This is a genomic window from Streptomyces sp. NPDC059009 (assembly GCF_042740175.1).
In the GTDB taxonomy this organism is placed as follows: Bacteria; Actinomycetota; Actinomycetes; order Streptomycetales; family Streptomycetaceae; genus Streptomyces.
Genome location: NZ_JBHYJB010000066.1, coordinates 10,995 through 31,285 on the forward strand (window position 1 = coordinate 10,995; position 20,291 = coordinate 31,285).

The 20,291-nt window shown below is 71.9% G+C and carries 15 protein-coding genes and 1 pseudogene; 10 read left to right on the plus strand and 6 right to left on the minus strand.

Annotated features, from left to right (window positions below):
• Nucleotides 1-128: 128 nt before the first annotated feature.
• The 4 genes from ACFWYM_RS42015 (at nucleotide 129) to ACFWYM_RS42030 (ending at nucleotide 4,374) form a co-directional block, all read left to right on the plus strand.
• Nucleotides 129-935: a 2-amino-3,7-dideoxy-D-threo-hept-6-ulosonate synthase gene (locus ACFWYM_RS42015; protein WP_384850164.1), complete on the plus strand. Its 807-nt coding sequence runs from the start codon at nucleotides 129-131 to the stop codon at nucleotides 933-935.
• The gene (locus ACFWYM_RS42020) at nucleotides 932-2,035 is read left to right on the plus strand and encodes a 3-dehydroquinate synthase II family protein (RefSeq protein ID WP_384850095.1); all 1,104 of its coding nucleotides are present in this window, start codon (nucleotides 932-934) and stop codon (nucleotides 2,033-2,035) included. Before ACFWYM_RS42015 ends, ACFWYM_RS42020 begins: the two co-directional genes overlap by 4 nt.
• 74 nt (nucleotides 2,036-2,109) lie before the next feature.
• Nucleotides 2,110-3,501 carry a class I adenylate-forming enzyme family protein gene (locus ACFWYM_RS42025; protein ID WP_384850098.1) on the plus strand — a complete coding sequence of 464 codons (1,392 nt, stop codon included), beginning with the start codon at nucleotides 2,110-2,112 and terminating at the stop codon, nucleotides 3,499-3,501.
• Between the two features lie 3 nt (nucleotides 3,502-3,504).
• Nucleotides 3,505-4,374, plus strand: coding sequence for a bifunctional transcriptional activator/DNA repair enzyme AdaA (locus ACFWYM_RS42030; RefSeq protein ID WP_384850101.1), 870 nt, complete (start codon nucleotides 3,505-3,507; stop codon nucleotides 4,372-4,374).
• 17 nt (nucleotides 4,375-4,391) lie between these two features.
• On the opposite strand, the gene ACFWYM_RS42035 is transcribed toward ACFWYM_RS42030, so the two are convergent.
• Genes ACFWYM_RS42035 through ACFWYM_RS42045 form a run of 3 tightly spaced genes read right to left on the minus strand, consistent with a single transcriptional unit; the run spans nucleotide 4,392 to nucleotide 7,867 of the window.
• Complete coding sequence (locus tag ACFWYM_RS42035; RefSeq protein ID WP_384850104.1) at nucleotides 4,392-5,675, minus strand: MFS transporter; 1,284 nt, start codon at nucleotides 5,673-5,675, stop codon at nucleotides 4,392-4,394.
• A gap of 7 nt (nucleotides 5,676-5,682) precedes the next feature.
• Nucleotides 5,683-7,272, minus strand: coding sequence for a 4-hydroxyphenylacetate 3-hydroxylase N-terminal domain-containing protein (locus ACFWYM_RS42040; protein WP_384850107.1), 1,590 nt, complete (start codon nucleotides 7,270-7,272; stop codon nucleotides 5,683-5,685).
• A gap of 31 nt (nucleotides 7,273-7,303) precedes the next feature.
• Nucleotides 7,304-7,867 carry a flavin reductase family protein gene (locus tag ACFWYM_RS42045; protein ID WP_384850110.1) on the minus strand — a complete coding sequence of 188 codons (564 nt, stop codon included), beginning with the start codon at nucleotides 7,865-7,867 and terminating at the stop codon, nucleotides 7,304-7,306.
• 263 nt (nucleotides 7,868-8,130) lie between these two features.
• Here ACFWYM_RS42045 and ACFWYM_RS42050 point away from each other — a divergent pair, with 263 nt between their 5' ends.
• Entirely contained in the window at nucleotides 8,131-8,793 is a 663-nt protein-coding gene (locus ACFWYM_RS42050; protein ID WP_384850113.1) for a class I SAM-dependent methyltransferase, read from the plus strand.
• 73 nt (nucleotides 8,794-8,866) lie between these two features.
• Here the strand turns inward: ACFWYM_RS42050 and ACFWYM_RS42055 are convergent, their stop codons facing one another.
• Nucleotides 8,867-10,558 (minus strand): FAD-binding oxidoreductase, encoded by a 1,692-nt coding sequence (locus tag ACFWYM_RS42055; RefSeq protein ID WP_384850116.1) that lies wholly within the window; start codon nucleotides 10,556-10,558, stop codon nucleotides 8,867-8,869.
• A 378-nt stretch (nucleotides 10,559-10,936) separates the two neighbouring features.
• Between ACFWYM_RS42055 and ACFWYM_RS42060 the strand changes: the two genes are divergently transcribed.
• From ACFWYM_RS42060 to ACFWYM_RS42070, 3 genes and pseudogenes are all read left to right on the plus strand, one after another.
• Complete coding sequence (locus ACFWYM_RS42060) at nucleotides 10,937-11,563, plus strand: cupin domain-containing protein (protein WP_384850119.1); 627 nt, start codon at nucleotides 10,937-10,939, stop codon at nucleotides 11,561-11,563.
• A 156-nt stretch (nucleotides 11,564-11,719) separates the two neighbouring features.
• Nucleotides 11,720-12,526 carry an SDR family NAD(P)-dependent oxidoreductase gene (locus tag ACFWYM_RS42065; protein WP_384850122.1) on the plus strand — a complete coding sequence of 269 codons (807 nt, stop codon included), beginning with the start codon at nucleotides 11,720-11,722 and terminating at the stop codon, nucleotides 12,524-12,526.
• Nucleotides 12,527-13,241: 715 nt separating this feature from the next.
• Nucleotides 13,242-14,405 (plus strand): annotated as a pseudogene (locus ACFWYM_RS42070) (MFS transporter); the annotation flags it as partial.
• 176 nt (nucleotides 14,406-14,581) lie between these two features.
• Here ACFWYM_RS42070 and ACFWYM_RS42075 read toward each other — a convergent pair.
• Together ACFWYM_RS42075 and ACFWYM_RS42080 are read right to left on the minus strand one after the other, a co-directional pair.
• On the minus strand, nucleotides 14,582-15,457 hold the full coding sequence (locus tag ACFWYM_RS42075; RefSeq protein ID WP_384850125.1) for a BTAD domain-containing putative transcriptional regulator: 876 nt from the start codon (nucleotides 15,455-15,457) through the stop codon (nucleotides 14,582-14,584).
• Nucleotides 15,458-15,651: 194 nt separating this feature from the next.
• Complete coding sequence (locus tag ACFWYM_RS42080; RefSeq protein ID WP_384850128.1) at nucleotides 15,652-17,310, minus strand: FAD-dependent monooxygenase; 1,659 nt, start codon at nucleotides 17,308-17,310, stop codon at nucleotides 15,652-15,654.
• A 218-nt stretch (nucleotides 17,311-17,528) separates the two neighbouring features.
• Between ACFWYM_RS42080 and ACFWYM_RS42085 the strand changes: the two genes are divergently transcribed.
• Together ACFWYM_RS42085 and ACFWYM_RS42090 are read left to right on the plus strand one after the other, a co-directional pair.
• A complete protein-coding gene (locus tag ACFWYM_RS42085; RefSeq protein ID WP_384850131.1) occupies nucleotides 17,529-19,253 on the plus strand; it encodes a class I adenylate-forming enzyme family protein in 1,725 nt (574 codons plus the stop codon).
• Nucleotides 19,254-19,256: 3 nt separating this feature from the next.
• A complete protein-coding gene (locus ACFWYM_RS42090) occupies nucleotides 19,257-20,270 on the plus strand; it encodes a methyltransferase (RefSeq protein WP_384850133.1) in 1,014 nt (337 codons plus the stop codon).
• The last annotated feature ends 21 nt before the right edge of the window (nucleotides 20,271-20,291 follow it).

A 20,291-nucleotide genomic window follows, 5' to 3' on the forward strand; every position in this document is an offset into this window, starting at 1 on the left:
AGGGCCGGACACCGCCTTGGCTCGATTCTTCAGTGGCCGCTGCCATGGTTCAGCCATGGGACGAGCCGCCACGACAGAGTCCCGTCCGATCTCTTTGACCACAACGAAGAGGTGTGTCCATGTCGAGCATGCCGCTCACCGGTAAATCGGTGCGCCTCGCGAGATTGTCCCGGCCGGGAGACGGCCGATTCCTGTTCGTTCCGCTCGACCACTCCGTCTCCGACGGCCCGGTCGCGAGTGCCGCCGGGTTCGCCGAACTCGTGACGGACATCGCGGCGGGAGGCGCCGACGCCATCGTCGTGCACAAGGGCAGGGCGCGCATGATCCCCCCGCAGTTGATGGCCAGCTGCTCCCTGGTGGTGCATCTGAGCGCCAGTACGGCGCACGCGCCCGACACCAATGCCAAGGTCCTCGTGGGCGACGTGGAGGAGGCGGTACGGCTCGGCGCCGACGCCGTCAGCGTGCACGTCAACATCGGCTCCGACACGGAGGCCGCCCAGCTCACCGACCTCGGCACGGTGGCCTCGGCCTGCGAGCGCTTCGGCATCCCGCTGATGGCCATGATCTACCCGCGCGGCCCGCGGGTGAGCGACCCCCAGGACCCGACGCTGCTCGCGCACGTCGCGAACATCGCGGCGGACCTCGGGGTCGACATCGTCAAGACCGTGCTCGCCAGCCCGCCCGAGCGGATGGCGGAGGTGGTGGCCGCGTCACCGTTGCCCATCGTCGTCGCCGGCGGCGGGAGCACGGACCAGTCCCTCTTCGAGTTCGCAGCCACGGCTCTCGAAGCCGGCTGCAGCGGACTCGCCGTCGGGCGGCGGGTGTTCACCAGCCCGTCCCCCGAGAAGGCGGTCCGCGAACTGACCTCACTGATTCACGACCAGAAGTTCCCCCCGGTGCCCACCCCGCGACCCGAAATGGCAGGTGCATTGTGAAGTTTGCCTGGATCGACCTCCGTACCGTGTCCGCCGAGCAGCGCGAGGCCGTCGTCGACGCCGCGATCCACGCGCGTGTCGACGCCATCGTCGACAGCGACCCGGAGCGCCTCGCGACCCTCCCGAACACGGTCAAGCGGGTCCTCGCTCCCGGCGCACCGGCCGAGGGCGCGGACGACCTGATCGTGCTGCGGGAGATAGCGGACCTCGACGGCCTCGGCGTCCTCGGCGCCCGGCACCGCGGCGGCGAGCAGGACACCGCGGCCCTGGTCAACGTCGTCGACGACCCGACCCTCAAGCTGGCCTGCGAGGCGGCCCGCGAACTGCCGTACACGGTGGTGCGGTTCAAGGACCCGACGAAGATCCCGCTGGAGATCGTGATCGCCGCCGCGGACAGCTCGCCCGGCCAGCTGATCTGTGAGGCCGCCGACATCGAAGAGGCGCAGATCATCATCGACGTGCTGGAGAAGGGCTCGGAGGGCGTGCTCATCGCGCCCAAGAACGCCAATGACGTCTTCGCCGTCGTCGAGATGCTGCGCACCAAGACCCCCGACCTGGACCTGACGAAGCTGACCGTCCAGTCCATCGAGCACCTCGGCCTCGGCGACCGGGTGTGCATCGACACCTGCACGCACTTCGAGAAGGACGAGGGCATGCTGGTGGGCTCGTACTCGCACGGCTTCGTGCTGTGCGTGAGCGAGACGCACCCGCTGCCCTACATGCCGACCCGGCCCTTCCGCATCAACGCCGGCGCCCTGCACTCGTACGTGCTCGGCGCGGACAACCGCACCAACTACCTGAGCGAGCTCAAGGCCGGCAGCTCGGTGCTCGCGGTCGGCGCCGATGGCCGCACCCGGCGCATCGTGGTCGGCCGGATCAAGCTGGAGTCGCGCCCGCTGCTCGGCATCAAGGCGGTCTCCGAGGAGGGCGTCGAGGTCAATCTGATCGTCCAGGACGACTGGCACGTCCGGGTCCTCGGCCCCGGCGCCGCCGTCCTGAACACGACCGAGCTGAAGAAGGGCGACCAGCTGCTCGGCTACGTCGCCACCGACAAGCGCCACGTGGGCTGGCCGGTGGGCGAGTTCTGCGTCGAGAAGTAGCGGGGCCGGGTGGCCGGGCCCCAGCGCGACGGGGCCCGGCCACCGGCGGCCGCAGTCGGGAAAGTCGGGGAAAGATGAGTGAACGGTCCTGGTGGGGCGCCGAGTTGCTCGCTCACGGCGGCCACGACGAGACATGGGCGAGCGGTCATGACGAGATCACCTTCGCCACCCTCCGCCGCCAGAGCGAGTGGCAGGCCAAGGTCCTGGACAGCCACGGCATCCGAGCGGGCGACACGGTCGCACTGCACGGCTCACCCAGCTTCACCCAGCTATGGGTGATCTTCGGGCTCTGGTCGCTGGGCGCGCAGGTGATCCTGCTCGACCCGCGCCTGGACACCCACGAACGTACGGCGCTCCTCGAGCGGGCCGCACCCGGCTTCCTGGTGTCCCTGGGGGGCACCGGCGAGGAGTGCGACGTCTTCGTGGACGAGTGCGAGGTACTGGTACAGCGACGGCGCGGCGGACGCCGCGCGCGGACCGGGCACTGCGTGGTGCAGTTCTCCTCGGGCACCACCGGCCGCCCCAAGGCGGTCGGCCGGTCCTCGGAGTCACTGCTCGCCGAACTCGACCGGCTGCGTGGCCTGGACGGCATGCCGCGGCCGGGCGAGCGGGTGGCCGTCCTTGAGCCGGTGTCCCACTCCTTCGGGCTGATCGGCGGGGTGCTGCACGCCCTGGACGCGGCGGCGACGCTGGTGTTCCCGAGGGCGCAGAGTCCCCGGGCGGTGGCCGAGGCCGCCGCGGGCTCCGACGTGGTGATCGGCAATCCCCGGCACTTCGACTGGCTCGCGACGGCGCGCCCCGCTCTCACCCTGGACCGGCTGCGGACCGCGGTGTCGGGCGGCGACTCGCTCTCCCCCACGACCGCCCGCACGTTCCAGGGCCGCTACGGGGTGGCGATCGGGCAGGCGTACGGCACCACGGAGACCGGCATTCTGGCGACCGACCTCACCGGCAGGTTCGGCACCCCCAGCGTGGGCGTGCCGGTGCCGGGGACGCGCACCCGGGTCGTCGGCGGCGTCCTGGAGGCGCACGTACCGCAGTCGCCCTACCTGTACGAGGACGAGCCGTGGTCCGGTGGCTGGATGGGCACCCGCGACCTGGCCTCGGTCGACCCGGCGACGGGTGCGCTGCGGCTGCACGGCCGGATGCCCGGTTCGGCGCGGCCGGCCACCGCCGACGCGTTCGTGGACCTCCTGGAAATCGAGACGGTGCTGCGGGCGCACCGGCACGTCACCGACGCGGTGGTGCTCGGGCTCGATCCGATCGAGGCGCATGTGGCCGGTCCGCTCGACCGCCTCGACCAGCGCGAACTGCGGTCCTGGTGCCGCCGTTTCCTCGGCGACGCGGGCTCACCGCACCGCTACCACCTGGTGCCCGAACTGCCGCGCACCGCCAGCGGGAAGACGGTGCGCGACCGCAGCCGGCTGCTCCTTCCGGTGGCCGGACCGATCAACGGGGAGTGCTGAACGGTGACTTCGACCGCGTACACCACCGACGCGGAGCGCTGGCTGGCGGTGCAGCGGCGCGACGGGCGGGCGGACGGGCAGTTCTGCTACGTGGTGCGCACCACCGGCGTCTACAGCAGACCGTCGTGCGCGGTGCGCCTGGCCCGGCGGGAGAACGTCACGTTCTTCCCGTCGTCGGCCCAGGCGCGGGCGGCGGGCTACCGGCCGTGCCAGCGCTGCCGCCCCGACGAACCGGACCGGGACGGCGACTTCGCCGCGGCGGTGGACCGGGCCTGTCTGCTGATGGACACCGCGGACGAGCCCCCGGGCCTGGACGAGCTGGCCCGCGCGGTGGGCTACAGCCCGTTCCACTTCCACCGGATGTTCAAGGCGTTCACGGGCGTCACCCCGCACGCCTATCTGACGGCGGGCCGCGCACGCCGGGTCCGCCGCGAACTGGCCACGGCGGGCCGGGTCTCGGACGCGATCTACAGCTCCGGCTTCAATTCCGACGGCCACTTCTACGCGGCGGCCCCCGAGATCCTCGGCATGACGCCCAGGGCGTTCCGGGACGGCGGCCGCGCCATGGTCATCAGCAGCGCGTCCGGTACGAGTTCCCTCGGTCCCGTCCTCGTCGCCGTCACCGGCAGGGGCGTGTGCGCGGTGCTGACCGGCGCCGCGCCCGCGGCCCTGCACCGGCGCCTGCGGGAGATGTTCCCGCACGCCGAACTGGCGCCCGCCGACGCCGCGTTCACCCGCCTCGTGCACGAGACGCTGCGCCGCGCCGAGCCGCCCGAGCTGGCCCGGACGCTGCCCGTGGAGGTCCGGACCGTGGCGCTCGGCGAGCGGGTCAGGCGGCTGCTGCGCGTCCAGGCACCGGCCGCAGCCGGCTGAACCGCCGAGGCCGGCGCTCACTCGGCGCGCGCGGCCGCCGCCTCGGCGGCGCGCGGCGCCGGTCCCGCCGCCGTACCGTCCGTATCGGCCACACCGGCCGCACCGGCCGCGCCGTCTTCGGCTCGCGCCTTGAGGAAGCGCGTGGCCCAGGTCGCGGGCAGCGCGAGGGCGCAGATCAGCAGGCCCACGAGGACGGCGTCCTCGGCCCCGCCGCGGGCCACGGCCGCCCCGCCGGCGAGCGCGCCGGCCGCGATGCCGCCGTTCACCGCCGACGCGGGCAGCGTCGCCGCGAGATCGCGCCCCGGCCCCGCCAGCTCGCTCACCCGGTACTGCAGGGACGGGACGAGGCCGAAGCCGACCAGGCCCCACACCGCGAGCGCCAGGGCGACGGGCAGGGGCGCCGTGCCCATCAGGTGGAGGGCGCCGATGGCCACGACCAGGATCACGTTCGCGCCGAGGAGGGTGGCCGTGGCGGCGCGGTCCGCGGCCCGGCCGCCGAGGAAGGTCCCGACCGCCGTGGCGATGCCGTACGCGAAGAGGAAGACGCTGATCGTCCCGCCGGAGATGCCGGTGACGTCCTCCAGGTACGGGGTGATGTAGGTGAACGCCGCGAACTGCCCGCCCAGGAGCAGGAATCCGACGCCGAGGACGGCGAGCACGCGCGGCGCGAAGGCGTACGCCGCCTGCGCACGCAGGCCGCCCGGCGCGCCGCCGTCGTCGACCGGGGGCACGAGGAACACCGTGGCGGCCAGGGCGAGCGCGCCGAGGACGAAGATCCCGGTGAACGCGGCCTGCCAGCCCAGGAACTGACCCGCGAGCGTGCCGAGCGGCACGCCCAGGGCGGTGGACACGGCGACACCGCCGAAGACCACCGCGATGGCCCGCCCCATCCGTTCGGCGGGCACGAGCCGGGTGGCGACCGTGAAGGCCACGCCCAGGAAGAGTCCCTGCAGGGCGCCGGTCACCGCGCGGGCGGCGAGGAGCACACCGAATCCGGGGGCCAGGGCGGCCAGGAGATTCCCGGCGACATAGCCCCCGAGCGACAGCCACAGGAGCGTGCGCCGGTCGCGGCGGATGGTGAGGGCGGTCAGGAGCGGGCCGCCGAAGCAGATGCCCAGGGCGTACGCGGTGACCAGGGTGCCCGCCGTGTCGACGGAGACGTCGAGGTCCCGGGCGATGACGTTGAGCAGGCCCACGACGACGAGTTCGGCGCTGCCCATGACGAAGGTGCCCAGGAAGAGCGCGGCGAGCGCCGGCCCCGTCCTGCGCGTGGCCGTCCCGCGCGTGGCCGTCTTGTGCATCTCCACCTCAGGCGCCGTTGAGGAAGTCGCCGGTGCCCTTGCGGAGCCGGGCGAAGGAGTCCAGGTCGGGGACGGTCCAGCCGTCGAGGTCGTACTCGTTCAGGCAGCGCTCGGCGAAGCCCGTGTACGAGGCGAGCTGGCCGGACTCCAGCTGTGTCATGAAGATGTCGGAGCGCACGGACTCGTGGTTGCCGGAGTAGTTGCGCTCGTACAGCTCGTGCCGGCCGCCGAACTCGGTGCCGACCGCGTCCCACAGGAGCTTCATCAGCTTGACCCGCTCGACGGAGTCATAGCCGTTGGAGCCGCGCACGTACTTGTCGAGATAGGGACGGACCTCGGGGTTCTTGAAGTCCTCGGCGCTGGAGTTGACGTAGATCAGACCACTGGCCACGTCCTGCTCGATGATCTCCTTGATGCGCGGATAGCCGATGGTCATGAACCAGCGGTACGCCATGCCGTAGTCGAGCCGCGGCAGCAGGGCGCCGTCCTTCCACTCCTCGGGGTTGCGGGCGGAGGCGTCGGTCAGGGCCCAGAACATGTTGCGCCAGGCGAGGACCTCGCCGACGCGGGACTGGATGCCGCGGAAGTCCTTGGTGCCGGTCATCTCGACGGCCTTGGCCAGCAGGCCGGCTATGAAGTCGATCTTCACGGCGAGCCGGATGCAGCCGTGGAAGGTCAGCCGGGGGATGAACCCGGACTTCGGGGCGAAGCCGTTGACCTGGTCCACGTCGCCGTACAGGAAGACGTTCTCCCACGGGATGAGGACCTTGTCGAGGACGAAGATGGTGTCGTTCTCGTCGAGGCGGGAGGAGAGCGGGTAGTCGAAGGGGCTGCCCATGACGGCGGCGGTGGCGGCGTAGGAGGGGCGGCAGATCAGCTTCAGGCCCGGCGCGCCCATGGGGATGGTGGCGACGAGCGCGAACTCCTTCTTCTTCAGCGGGAGTCCGTAGTGCGAGATGAAGTTGAAGTGGGTGATCGCCGAGCCGGTGGCGACGACCTTCGCGCCGCTGACGACGAGCCCGGCGTCGGTCTCCTTCTCGACGTGCACGAAGACGTCCTTGACCTCTTCGGCGGAGCGGTGCCGGTCGACGGGCGGATGGATGATCGCGTGGTTCCAGAAGAGCACCTTCTCCTGCGACTCCTTGTACCAGCGCCGCGCGTTGTCCTGGAAAGGCGCGTAGTAGTCGGAGTTGGCCCCCAGGGTGCCGAGGAACGCCGCCTTGTAGTCGGGGCTGCGGCCCATCCAGCCGTACGTGAGGCGGGCCCACTCGGCGATGGCGTCGCGGTCCTCGGCCATGTCCTGGACGCTGCGCGGCGTGCGGAAGAACTTGTGGGTGTAGCCGTCGCTGCCGGTGTCGGTGCGGGTGGTGAGCACGTCGCGGGTGGCGGGGTCGTGCAGGGCGTCGTAGAGCCGCGCGGTCATCCGGGCCGAGTTGGCGAAGGCCGGGTGCTCGGTGACCTTCTTGACGCGGTCGCCGTAGATGTAGATCTCCCGGTCGTCGTCGAGGCTCGCGAGGTACTCCTCGCCGGTCAGCGGACGGGTCTTGGGGGCGGCGGGAGCAGGAGCGGGGGCGGCGTCGGCGTTCTGAGGCGTCATGAGGAGGTCCTTGTCCGGTCAGTGGCCCGGGTCAGTGGCCCAGGGAGGAGAGAAGCGCCGTGGCACCGGGCGCCCAGGCGCCGTCCACGGGGCCGTCGAGAGATCCGGTCCACGCCGATTCGACGGGCGACCGGTCCAGGGCGCGGAAGGCACCCCGGTGGAAGACGAGCGGCTCGCGGTCAGCGGCGTCGAAGGCGCGCACCGCGCCGACGTACAGCACGTGGTCGCCGCCGTCGTAGGCCGCCCAGGGGGCGCAGTCGAGATAGGCGGCGGCGCCGGCCAGACGCGGGGTCCTGCCGTCCGGCTCCCAGCGCACGGGGGTGGCCGGGACGGCGGGCCGGCCGGCGAAGTGCAGGGCGAGGTCCTGCTGGCCCGCGGCGAGGATGTTGATGCCGAAGTCGGCGCCGTCGAGGGCCGCGCAGCTACGGCTGCGCCGGTCCAGGCTGACCATGACCAGCGGCGGTTCGAGGGAGACGGAGGTGAAGGAGCTGACCGTGGCGCCGTGCACGGTCTCGCCGGAACGCACGGTGACGACGGTGACGCCCGAGGCGAACCGGCCGAGGCAGTCTCTGAAACTACGTGCGGCTGTGCTCACGAAGTGCTCCCCTCGGGCCTTTTGGGGCTGCGAAAAGACAACTCTGCTACGGCATACGTGAATTCATACCCGGCCATTGTCGCAGGGCTCTCTGAAGGATCGAGCTAGACTTTTCGCAACCTTTCCCTGCCTCTATCGAACCGGTCAAGAACTCCTTGACTGCCTCTTTCACAATGGCTCTAATGACCAGAGTTTCAGCGCTGGTTCGGCCCTTGCCGGCCTGGCGCCCTTCGTATTCGAGTCTCCGATCCAAGGTGGCAAGGATGAGGATCCAGGTCGATGTCAACGAAGCCCTCCAGGACTATGTCGCGGAGGTCTCCCTGCGCGAGCACGACGTCCTGCGCGAACTGCGCGAGAAGACGGCGGAACTGCCGCTGCACCTGATGCAGATCTCCCCGGAGCAGGGCCAGTTCCTCAGCGTCCTGCTCAAGGCGCTCGGTGCCCGGCGCACCCTCGAGGTCGGGGTGTTCACCGGCTACAGCCTGCTGTCCACGGCCCTCGCGCTGCCCTCGGACGGCCAGGTGGTCGCCCTGGACATCGACGAGGACTGGGCGGCGATGGCCCTGGACCACTGCAAGCGGGCCGGGGTCGCCCACAAGGTCGACTTCCGGCTCGGGGACGCGCGTGCGTCGCTCACGGAGCTCCTCGCGGAGGAGGGTGCGGCCGGGTCGTTCGACTTCGTCTTCATCGACGCCGACAAGGAGAACTACGCCGCGTACTACGAGGCGGCCCTCGAACTGCTGCGCCCCGGCGGCCTGGTGGTCGTGGACAACGTGCTGTGGCACGGCGCGGTGATCGACGAGACGCACCAGGACTCCGAGACCACCGCGCTGCGCGCCTTCAACCGCAAGGTCCACCTGGACGAGCGGGTCGACCTCGCACTGATCCCGTTCGCCGACGGCCTGACCTTCGCCGTCAAGCGCTGAGCAGCTCGGCGCCGGCCGCCCCGGGGAGGCGTGGGGCGGCCGGCGGCGGCTCAGGAAGGCAGCCGGCGGCGGCTCAGGAGGGCAGCCGTACCGACTGCGCGTGCCGGAAGAAGTTCCTGGGGTCGTACTTCTTCTTGACCTGCTGGAGCTTCGCGTAGTTGCCGCGGTAGTAGAGGTCGTGCCACGGCGTCGAGGAGCTGTTGTACTTCGGGTCGCCCAGGTCGTTGTCGGGGTAGTTGACGTAGCAGCCGTCGGTGACGTCGTTGGCCACGGGGACACCGCCGGTGTCGGCGTACAGATCCTTGTAGAACTCGCGGTTCCAGGCGACGTATGCGTCGTCCTCGGCCGCGTCGTGCCACAGCGACATCCACATCATCTTGTAGAACGCCTCGCGGTGCGGATACGCCATGGCCCCGGGGGCGATGGTGTTGACCTTGCCGCCGTAGGAGCTCAGGGTCACGGAGGCGCCGGGCAGCGTCACGTCGTCACGGCTCAGGTGCTTGTAGAGCGTCGCGGCCTGCCGGTCCGGAAAGTTGGCCCGCATGTAGGAGGACTTGTACTCCTGGCGGTAGGTGGGGTCGGTGATGTTCAGGTTGGTCAGCGCCAGATAGCGGGTGGCGTCCAGCCAGGGCAGCTTGCGCGGCTCGGCGAACTCCGCCATGGGCCCGAACTCGGCCATCGACCGGGTCAGGGCACCCTGGGAGAGGCCCACGCCCTTGTTGATGGCCGCGAGATAGTCGTCCAGCATCTGGCGGGCGCCGGGGACGGTCGCGTCGACCTGGGTGACCAGGCCGATCTGCCCGGCGGACTTGTGCGTGAGACCGAGGAAGCTGGCGAGGGCGAGCTGCGGGGCGTCGGGGCCGCTGTGGGCGGTGAAGTAGGCGCCGTAGTTCTGCACCAGGGTCTTGAACCGCTCGGCCGTCATGCCCTCCCAGGGCCAGGACACGGCGCTGAGGTACACGTGGCTCGGCGGCTTGGGCAGCAGCGTCCTGGGGCTGGAGCCGGTGGCGCCGGGGCTGCGGAACCAGTAGCGCGTGACCACGCCGAAGTTGCCTCCGCCACCGCCCGCGTGCGCCCACCACAGGTCGCGCTCCGGGTCGTCCTTCTCCCGGGTGGCCCGCACGGTCCGGACCTTGCCGTCGGCGCCGACGACGACCACCTCGACCGCGTACAGATGGTCGATGACCAGGCCGAGCTGACGGCAGAGCATCCCCCAGCCGCCGCCGCTGACGTGGCCGCCGGCCGCGACGGAGTGGCAGATGCCGCCCGGTATGGTCACGCCCCACGCCTGGTAGAGCAGTTGGTACACGTCGAGCAGCTGGGCGCCGGTCTCCACGGCGACGGCGTTCAGCCCGGCGTCGAAGTAGACCTTGTTCAGCTGCGAGAGGTCGAGGACGACCTGCACGTCGGAGTTGAAGACCCAGTCCTCCAGGCAGTGGCCGCCGGAGCGGACCGTGAGCCGCTTCTTGCCGTCGACGGCCTTCTGCACGATGCCGGCGACCTGGCTGACCGAGTCCACGAGGTAGACGGCCTCGGGCTTGCCCACGTACCGCTGGTTCATGCCGTGCACCAGGTCGCTGTACTGGGCGTCGGTCGCGGAGACCGCCACGGGGCCGAAGCCCGCCGGGCCCGCGGCCGCCGCCTCGGGTCCCGCGAGCGCCCGGGTCCCGGCGGCGGACAGGGCCGCCGTGCCGCCGATGGCGGCGGCCGACGTGAACAGCCGCCTGCGGCCTATTCCATGCTTTCCGTGCTTGTTCTGCGCCATGCTCAATCCACCCGTTCCTGAACACTGAGCCGAAGGACTGGACGCCGAGTAGAACAGGGGCCGTGTCAGGTCCTGGAAAAGAGCAGGACAGCTGAGACTCAGCCACTGCGAAAGTTCTGTGTAATTTCGCGTCGACAGCGACAGAACTGATCATCGTCCGCCGGTGAGCGTACGGAAGCGATCCGGCTCAAACCTCCTGGTTCTTGCGGTCTTTCACCGGAATTCCTCCGTCCGAAAATCAGCCGCAAGATTGGGAGTGTGCGGCCGAAACTCTCCGCTCATCATCGAGGCGTCGGAACATTCGGAACATGCCGTACGGCACCTACGACACCTGCGACAACGACGACACCTACGACGACCCAGAGAGGGAGGCCGGCGATGACCGTCGAAGTGGGCGAGGTCTACGAGAATCCGCGCTGCGGCGAGCGGGTGGTGATCCGGACGCCGTCCTCGCACACGGGCGGCGCGCGCACCGTCATGGACGTCTACGCCAAGCCGGGCGGCGCCGTCTCCGGCGAGCATCTGCACCCCGTGAGCGAGGAACGGTTCACGCTCGTCAGGGGGAAGGTCGCCTTCCTGATAGGCGGGCGCCAGGTGATCCTCGACGAGCCCGGCCAGAGCGTGCTCATCCAGCCGGGCATCAAGCACCGGTGGTGGAACTGCAGCGGCGAGGAGTCCTTCCACATCTGCGAGGTCCGCAAGAACAGCGACCGTTTCGAGCAGCTGGTGCTGCGCCAGCTCTTCGGCCTGGCCCAGGACGGCAAGACGACGCCGGAGGGCATGCCGAAGCTGCTTCAACAGGCGGTGACCACGCTGGAGTTCGGCGACGTCGTCCGGTTCACCTCGCCGCCGTGGGCGCTGCAGCGGGCCCTGTTCACGGTGCTCGCCCCCCTCGCGCGGCTGCTCGGCCACCAGGGCTGCGACCCGGAGTACATGAACCGCAAGCCGTCCGAGATCGCCGAGCTCGAGACGCTGCCCGACGAAGTGGCCCGCTGGCACGTCTGAGCCGGGCCCGGGGCCCCGGGCCGCGCCGTCGAGTCCCCCGCCTGCCGGGCGGTGTGCAACACCTTCGGCGGTGGCGGTGTTCCACCCAGTGAGAGCGCACGCAACAGCGCTCCCCGCCCCCCGGTGGGCGGCTTCCTCCCACGGTGAAGGAACCTCATGGATCTGCAGCTTTCCGGCCGCGTCGCACTCGTCACGGGCGCTTCCAAGGGCATTGGGCTCGCCATCACCCGCACCCTGCTCGACGAGGGCGCCAAGGTCCTGGCCGTCTCCCGCAAGACCAGCCCCGACCTGGACAAGCTGGCCGGCCCCAACCTGGTCCACTTCTCCGCCGACTTCACGGACCAGGCGGCGCCCGAGGCCGCCGTGGCCCGCGCCGTCGAGGTGTTCGGCGGGCTCGACATCCTGGTGAACAACGCGGGCGGCCCGCCGCCCGGTGTCACGCTGCCGCGCGGCTCCTTCCTGCACGCCACCGACGAGGAGTGGCGCGCGATGTTCGAGTTCAACCTGTTCTCCGCGGTGCGCGCCATCCGCGCCGCCATCCCGCAGCTCCTGGAGCGCGGCGGCGGCTCGATCGTCAACATCTCCACGGCCAACGCCCGTCAGCCCTCGCCGATCAACGTGGACTACGGCGCGGCCAAGGCCGGTCTGAGCAACCTCACCAAGGTGCTCTCGGGCGAGTTCGCCCCGCAGGGCATCCGTGTGAACACCGTGTCCCCCGGTGTGGTGCGCACCCCGTGGTGGACCGAGGAGGGCGGCGTCGCCGACGCGATCGCCGCGCAGGCCGGCACCGACCGTGACAACGTCCTCGACTCCGTCGTCCCGGAGATGCTGAACCTGAGCACCGGCCGGTTCGTCGAGCCGCAGGAGGTCGCCGACGCGGTCGTGCTGCTCGCGTCGCCGCGCTCGGGCAGCACCACGGGCGCCGACTTCGTCGTGGACGGCGGGCTCCTGAAGGAGCTCTGAGCCGGCCCCGCCGCACGGAGCCCGGGTCCGTACCGCCGGTCCGGGCCCGGGTTCCGTGAGGCGCCTGCCGACGGCCGGTTCGCCGCACGGGTCCGGCCGTACCGGGTTCGCCCCGCGGGTCCCGCCTCACCGGGACCCGCGGACGAGACCGGCGGGACGGGGATCCCCGTAACCCCGTCCCCCGCGCGGGCCCTCCGGCGGGACACCCCGCCGCACCCCGCCGCGCGCGGGCACCGCACAGCACTCCCTTGCACAGCACTCCCCCGCACACGTCACCACCCCGCAACACCCCTCCCCCAGCGGGAGCCGCCTCCCCCGAGGCCCCCGCTCCCCGAGGCCCCCGCCCGCCGACATCCCCCCTCCCGGCGGGCGGGCCAATGAGCCCTGCGCTCGCTCTTCACGGTCCTGCCACGTCAAGGCCAGGACCCGGGCGTCGCTCCGCGCGACGCGGCGCCCCCTCCGCTCCGCTGACTGCCCCCAGCGGATCCAACGCCCCCTCTGCGTGGGGCCGTTGCCGCCCGGCATCCGTCGCCGTGCGCGCTGCATCTCACCTGCTCGCCGCTGGGCCGCGGCATGCCGTTGTGCGCGGCTCGAGCCGACTCACGGAGCCGTCATGGCCTTGACCACGCCTCTCGAACCGCTGCCCGGGGCCCACAGGGGCGCGCTGTCCACGGAGCGCACCCGCCCGCCGAGGCGGCTGCTGCTCCTGGTCGCCATGGCCCCCGCGCTCGCCAACGCCGACGCCGGCATCGTGTCCCTCGCGCTGCCCGAGATCCGCGGCGAGCTGTCCATGTCGCTCACCGGCGTGCACTGGGTGACCAACATCTACGTCCTGCTCGTCGGGGCCCTGCAGCTGCTCGGCGGGCGTCTCGCCGACCTCGCCGGGGCCCGCCGTCTCTTCCTGCGCTGTCTGGCCGCCTTCGCCCTCGCCTCGGCCGCGTGCGGGGCCGCGCCCACGGGTGAACTGCTCATCGCGGCACGGGCGGTGCAGGCGCTCGCGGCCGCCGTCCTGGTGCCCGCCGCCATGTCCCTGCTGCTCGCCGCGGCGCCCGACCGGGCCCAGCGCACCCGCGCCCTCGCCCTGTGGGCGGCCACGGGCGGGCTCGGTTCGGTGGCGGGCGTCCTGGTCGGCGGGCTCGTGGTCAGCGGATTCGACTGGCGCTGGGCGTTCTACCTCAACGTGCCGCTCGTGGCCGGGGCGCTGCTCGCGGCCCGCGGCACCGACCTGCCCGACCCCCGGCCGCTGCCCGGCACCCGCCTCGACCTGGCCGGGGCCGTCGCGCTCGCGGGAAGTCTGCTCGCGTTCGTGTACGCGCTGGTGCGTCTCTCCGAGCACGGCGGTGACCTCACCGTGCTGTACGCGCTCGGGGCCTGCGCCGTGCTCGGCGCGCTGTTCGTGCTGCGCCAACGGCACGGCCGCGACCCGCTGCTCCCGGCGGTGGTCATCGCCCAACGCCCCCTGATCACCGGCGCCGTGGGCATCCTCTCCGTCTCCGCCGCCACGGCGCCCGTGGTCTTCCTCGGCAGCGCCCACCTGCAGCAGGCGCACCACTACAGTCCGGCCCTCGCCGGGTGTGCGCTGCTCCCCATGGTCGGCGGGATCCTCCTGGTCGGCCGGGTCTGCAGCCGGGTGCTCGCCCGGCGCGGGCCCGGCCTGCCGTGCGCCGTCGGCAGCGCCCTGGTCGCCGCCGGACTGCTGCTGCTGTCCGGGCTCACCCCGGCCTCGCAGTACGTCACGGGCGTCCTGCCCGGCATCGCGCTGACCGGGGCCGGTCTGCCCCTCGTCTGGATGGCGTGCGAGGTGGTGGCGCTCACTCCGTTCACGGAGCGGCACGCGGGGCTCGCGGCGGGAGTGGTGCAGTCCGCCGGACAGCTGGGCGCCGCGCTCGGTCTGGCGCTCGCGGTCGCCGTGGTCAACTACCGGGCGCCGCAGGGGTCTTCGGCCGAGGGCCTGGGCGCGGCGTTCGCCGTGTCCGCGCTCCTGGTGGTGCCCGCCCTGATCGCGGCCCTGTCGGGCATGCGCGGCGGGGGCCGCGGACCGGGGCGGGCGCGGCGTCAGCCGCTGAGGGACACCGCCGTCGCGCCCGCCCGGGCCGCGGCCGCGCCGAACGGGGCGACGGCCAGGTCGAGGGAGAGCGACAGCGCGCCCCAGACACCCGAGGGCAGTTCAAGGCGGGGGTGAGCCGCCAGCATGTCGCCGTGCAGCTCGCCCAGGCGCGGCGACGGCTGCGCCCCGAGCTCGGCCCGCAGCGCGAGCCGCAGCCGGTGGTAGGCGTCGAGGGCGTCCGCCTGCCGTCCGCACCGGTACAGGGCGATCATCAGGTGGCTCGCGAGGTCCTCGTGCGTGGGGTGCTGATGGGTCAGGGCCCGCAGCTCGCCGAGGAGTTCGTGGTGGCGGCCGAGCTGGAGGTCCGTGTGGATGCGCCGGCTGACCGCGGCGAGCCGGTCGCGGTCGATGACCTCCATGGCGGCCTGCAGCAACGGCCCCGGCACGACGTCGACCAGGAGATCGCCGCGCCACATGTCCTCCGCCGCGCGCAACTGCTCTGCGCCGCGGTGGAGTTCACCGCGCGCCAGGATGTCGCGGGCCAGGGTCACCCGCCCCTCGTAGACGTCGAGGTCGAGGTCGCCCGGCTCCACCACGAGCTGGTAGCCCTGGTGCCGGGTGAGCAGCCGCCCGGCCCCCTCCACGCCGCGGGCACCGCACCCGGACAGGGTGCGCCGCAGCTGCATCACATAGGTGTGTACGGCGGCTATGGCGCTGGACGGCGGCGAGTACTCCCAGAGTTCCTCGACGAGTTGGGCCCGCGACACCGTGCGGTTGGCGTTGAGCAGGAGCAGCGCGAGCATCTGTCGCTGTTTCGGCGCGGTGGGCGCGCGGTCGACACCGGATGCGGTGGCGCTGAGCGGTCCGAGCACGCGGAATTCCATGTGGCCCCCATGTATTGGTCGCGTATTCCACACCGGGAGATCATCCCGATAGAATTCAGGACGGCACGCGGCAACCGTTTTCGGCGGCGGATTCGATTTCCGATTCGCGACCCTAGCAACGCACTTGCCGAGAACCGAGTGACAATTTCTTGCCCGGTGGGGCAAGTTGGCAAGTTATTGCCTCCTTGGCACGGTCAGTGCCCGGTGACGCGCTCCAGCAGTGCCCCCGGATCCGCGGGGACACGGTGACCTCGCCAGGCCACGTGCTGGTCGGGCCGGACGAGCACCAGGTCGCGCTCGTACAGCTCGCGTGCGGCCGGGTCGTCGAGCCGTACGACGTCCAGGGGGATGCCGCGCCGCCGGGCGGCGGCCATGAGGGGGGCGGCCGCGCCGTCGGCGGCGCCGAGTTCCAGGACGGTGAACCCCGTGCCGAGGCGGTCGAAGAGCGAGCTGAACGGACCGTGGAAGTCGTCCAGCCACAGGTGCGGTGCCCGGCCGCCGGGCACCGCGGACGGGGTGTAGGTGGTGAAGGCGTCGGCCGGCGGGGCGTCGGAACCGGCGTCGATCAGCGGGGAGCCGTCGTAGCGCGCCCCCAGCTGGACGCCGAGGGTGTCGAGGGTCAACTGCCCGTACTCGGCGAGCTGTCGGCCCGCCTTCTCGCGGGCGGCGGCGCCGTCGGCGGAGTCGTCCTCCAGGTGCGCGGGGCGCTCGATCTCGCCGAGGCCGATGCCCAGTTCGCGGGCGGCCGTGGTGTTGCGCAGCGCGATCGGCCGGCGCTCGCTCTCATAGCTGCCGAGCAGCCGTGGCCCGCCCCAGCCCTGCACCGCCGCCGCCAGTTTCCAGGCCAGGTTCGCGGCGTCGTCGACGCCGGTGTTCATGCCGAACCCGCCGTTGGGTGTGAACAGATGGGCCGCGTCCCCGGCGAGCAGCATGCGGGCCGAGCCGAACCGCTCGGCCACCAGGGCGGCGCCCGCGGTCCAGGGGCGGTGGCTGAGCACCTCCACCGGTACGTCGGCGCCGGTGGCACGCCGCACCAGGCGGGCGAGGTCGCCGGGCTCCGCGGTGTCCGGGTCGACGGAGCTGGTGAGGAGGAAGAACTCGTCGACGCCGTTCAGGGCGATCAGGTTGAGGGCGAGGTCGGCGTTGACGACCCAGTTGCTCCAGGCGGCGCGCTCCCGCAGGAAGCTGCCGTAGAGGCCGGGGACCCGCAGATGGGCGGCGGTCGAGCGGCGGCCGAGCACGTCCTGGTCGAGGCCGCCCTCACCGGCGTAGCGGATGCCGAGCGACCGGCGCACCAGGCTGCGGCCCCCGTCGCAGCCGACGGCGTACGGGGCGGTCCAGGTGCGCGCGCGGCCCTCGTTCTCCGCGGTGACGCCCACCCCGTCGGCGCCCTCCACGACCTCGGTGACCCGCCAGCCGTAGCGCAGGTCGATGCGCGGGCGGCTGCGGGCGTGCTCGAGCAGCAGCCGCTCCACGTACATCTGGTTGGCGCGGTGCATCGGTTCGGGCGTCTGGTCGGTGCACGGTGCCGAGGCGACCGCGCGGCGGCTCTCGCGGGCTCCGGGCCAGGGCAGCAGGGCGAGCGGGTGTCCGCTGTACCGGGTGGAGAACGAGATGCCGGCCGAGTGCTCCGGGGGCAGCCCGAGGCGGCGCACCTGCGCGGCGAGACCGAGCCTGCGGTAGTGCTCCATGGTGCGGGCGTTGTGGGTGCTGCCGCGCGGCTGACCGGGCACCGACGCCTCGGTGTTGAACACGGTGCTCGCCACTCCGTGCCGGTCAAGGAACAGCGCGAGCAGCAGTCCTACGGGTCCGCCGCCGACAACGGCGACCGGTGTGGTGGGCGAACTCTCCATCGCGACCGGGTCCTCTCGTACTCGAGCCTCCACGAGGAAATCCGCCAGATCGTCGCAATGCGCGCTGAAGGATGAAGCGAGACGTCCGCCCTCGCGGAGTGCGGGAAATGCCGGTGCGGGAAATGACGGTGCCTCTGGACCGCTCCTATATCGGCCGGTTGGACACTTCGGAATCGAACCGTTCAGGGCGTCATTCCGTCGGAGTGTGAGGTATTCGAATGTTCCTGCTCGGCACACACCGAACCGTCGCGCAACGTTTCCGTCTCTACGCCGACCGGAAGCTGGGCGCGGGCAACTTCTTCTGGCACGCCTGGCGGGTCGCCCGTGACCGGGACCGTCCCCTGCTCTTCCACCCGGACGTCAACGCGCCCGACTGGGCCCGGCAGGAGCTGACGGGCCTCTCCCTGGACGATCTGCGCGTCGCCGCGATCCGGTACGCCCACTGGTACCGCGCGCAGGGCGTGCGCCCGGGGACCCACGTCGGCCTGCACACCCGCGACGGCCTGCAGGGGCTGATCCACCACATCGCGATCACCGGCCTGGGCGCGGCGGCCGTGCACTGCAACCCCAAGATGGCGCCGAAGACCGCCGCCGAGTACTTCCTGCGCACCGAGACCACCGTCCTGGTGGGCGACGCCGACCTCCTCAAGGGCCTGGCCGACGCCTGGGCCGAGGACGCCGCGGGACGGGCCAGGCCGCGGGTCGAGGACATCGCGCGCCTGGAGCGGACGGCGCCCAGGCCGGCGGGCCGCCTGGAGAACTTCCCGCACCGCCACACCGACGACGACCTGATCATGATCTCGCACTCGTCGGGTACCACGGGGCGGCCCAAGGCGCCGGTGTTCCACCACGGTTCGTTCTTCGCCGGCAAGCGCGAGCGGCTGTGGACATTCCCCTCGCTGCGCACCGACCGGCTGCTGACCGCGCTGCCGCACAGCCACTCGGCGGGCATCAGCTATCTGAGCATCGCGATCCTGCTCGGCATCCCCACCCTGATCCTCGACGACGCCGACGGCGACCGCCTGGCCCAGGCGATCAACCGCTTCCGTCCCACGACCGTCCTCGGCTTCCCGCTCACCCTGGCGCAGATCCGCCCCGAGGACATCACGGCCGAGGGGGCGCGGAACATCCACACCTGGCACGGCATGGGTGACGCCTCGCACGAGCGGCACATCCGGCCGCTGATCGCGTTCGGCAGGCGCACCGAGGGCGGCCGCGAACTGCCCGGCTCCCGCTATCTGGACGGCCTCGGCTCGTCCGAGATGGGCATGGTGCTGTTCAAGCAGGCGTACACGCCGCAGTCCGCGCGCTACGCCCGGCACATCGGCACCCCCGCCAAGGTCGTCCGCAAGGCCGCCGTCCTGGACGTGCACGGACGTGAACTGCCCGACGGGCAGGCCGGGATGCTCGGTGTGAAGACCCCGAGCGTCACCGCCGGCTATCTGGACGACCCCACGCTGACCGAGGAGTCCACGGTCAACGGCTTCTTCCTCACCGGCGACATCATGCGCCGCGAGAACGGCACCGACTGGTTCCACCTGGACCGCACCCCCGATGTGATCCACACCGCCGAAGGGCCCGTCTACAGCCTGCCGTTGGAAGAGGTCGTCCTGATGACCACCCAGGCCCTGGACGCCGCGGTGGTGGCCGTCGGCGACCCGGAGGTGCCGGGCAAGTCCCAGCCGCTCGCGGTGGTCCTGTTCACGGACGGCTCCGAGCGCGACCCCGATGCCGAACTCGCCGCCTGCAACGCGGCGTTGGCCCGCCAGGGGCTGTCGCCGCTGCGCGGCCTGCTGCTCGCCACCGACCGGTCCGAGCTGCCCGTCGGCGTCACGGGCAAGGTGCTCAAGCGGGTGCTGCGCGAACGGCACCGCTCGGTGCTGCACGGCCCCGCCCAGGCACAGCTCGCCGTCACCGGGGCCACCGCCCCCTGGCAGGGCTGAGCCATGGCGACCGAACCGGCCGCGGCCGCCCGCCGCGTCATCGACATCATCACCGGCACCTGGCAGGCCCAGGCCCTCTACGCGGCGGTGGCCATCTCACTGCCCGACCACATCGCCGCGGGCCACACCGGGACCGCCGAACTCGCCGACCGCAGCGGCACCGACCGCGACGCGCTGACCCGGCTGCTGCGGCTGCTCACCGCGATGGGCGTGTGCACCGGCTCGGAGGAGGCCGGGTACGGGCTCACCGAGGTCGGTGAGCTGCTGCGCGGCGAGCACCCGCACGCGATGGGCGACATGGTGCGCCTGTACGGCGAGGAGTTCCACCGCGCCTGGGGCTCGGTGGCCGACGTGGTCCGCACCGGCGGTTCGGGCTTCGAGCACGCCCACGGCCGGTCCCTCCACGAGCATCTGCGCGATGTCCCCGGCGCGGGCGCCAAGTTCCAGCGGGCGATGAACGCGGGCAACGTGTTCTTTCCCGGTGTCCTCGACGCCTTCGACTTCGGCCGCTGCCGCCGCGTGGTGGATGTGGCCGGGGGCAGCGGCATGCTCCTGTCGGTCGTACTGCAGGCGCATCCTCAGCTGCACGGGACCCTCTTCGAGCGGCCGTTCATGGTGCCGGTGGCCCGCGAGTACCTGGACAAGACCGTCGGCGACGACGGCCGGTACGAGACCGTCGGGGGCGACCTCTTCGAGCGGGTGCCGCAGGGCGCCGACGCCTATCTGCTCTCGCGCGTCCTGCAGGACTGGGACGACGAGCGCTGTGTGCGGCTGCTCGCCAACATCCGTGCGGCGCTGCCCCCCGAGGGGCGGCTGCTGATCCTGGAGCGGGTCATCGACACCAGCGGCGCGACGATCCTGCCGCTGCTGTGGGATCTGCATCTGCTCATGGCGGCCGGCGGCCGGGAGCGCACGCTCGACGGCTATCGCTCGGTGCTCACCGCAGCCGGCCTGCGCCTGGAGTCCGTCCATTCCCTCGCCCTGGAGACGAGCCTGCTCATCGCCGCCCGGGCCTGAGCCCGAGAGCCGGCGCCCGTT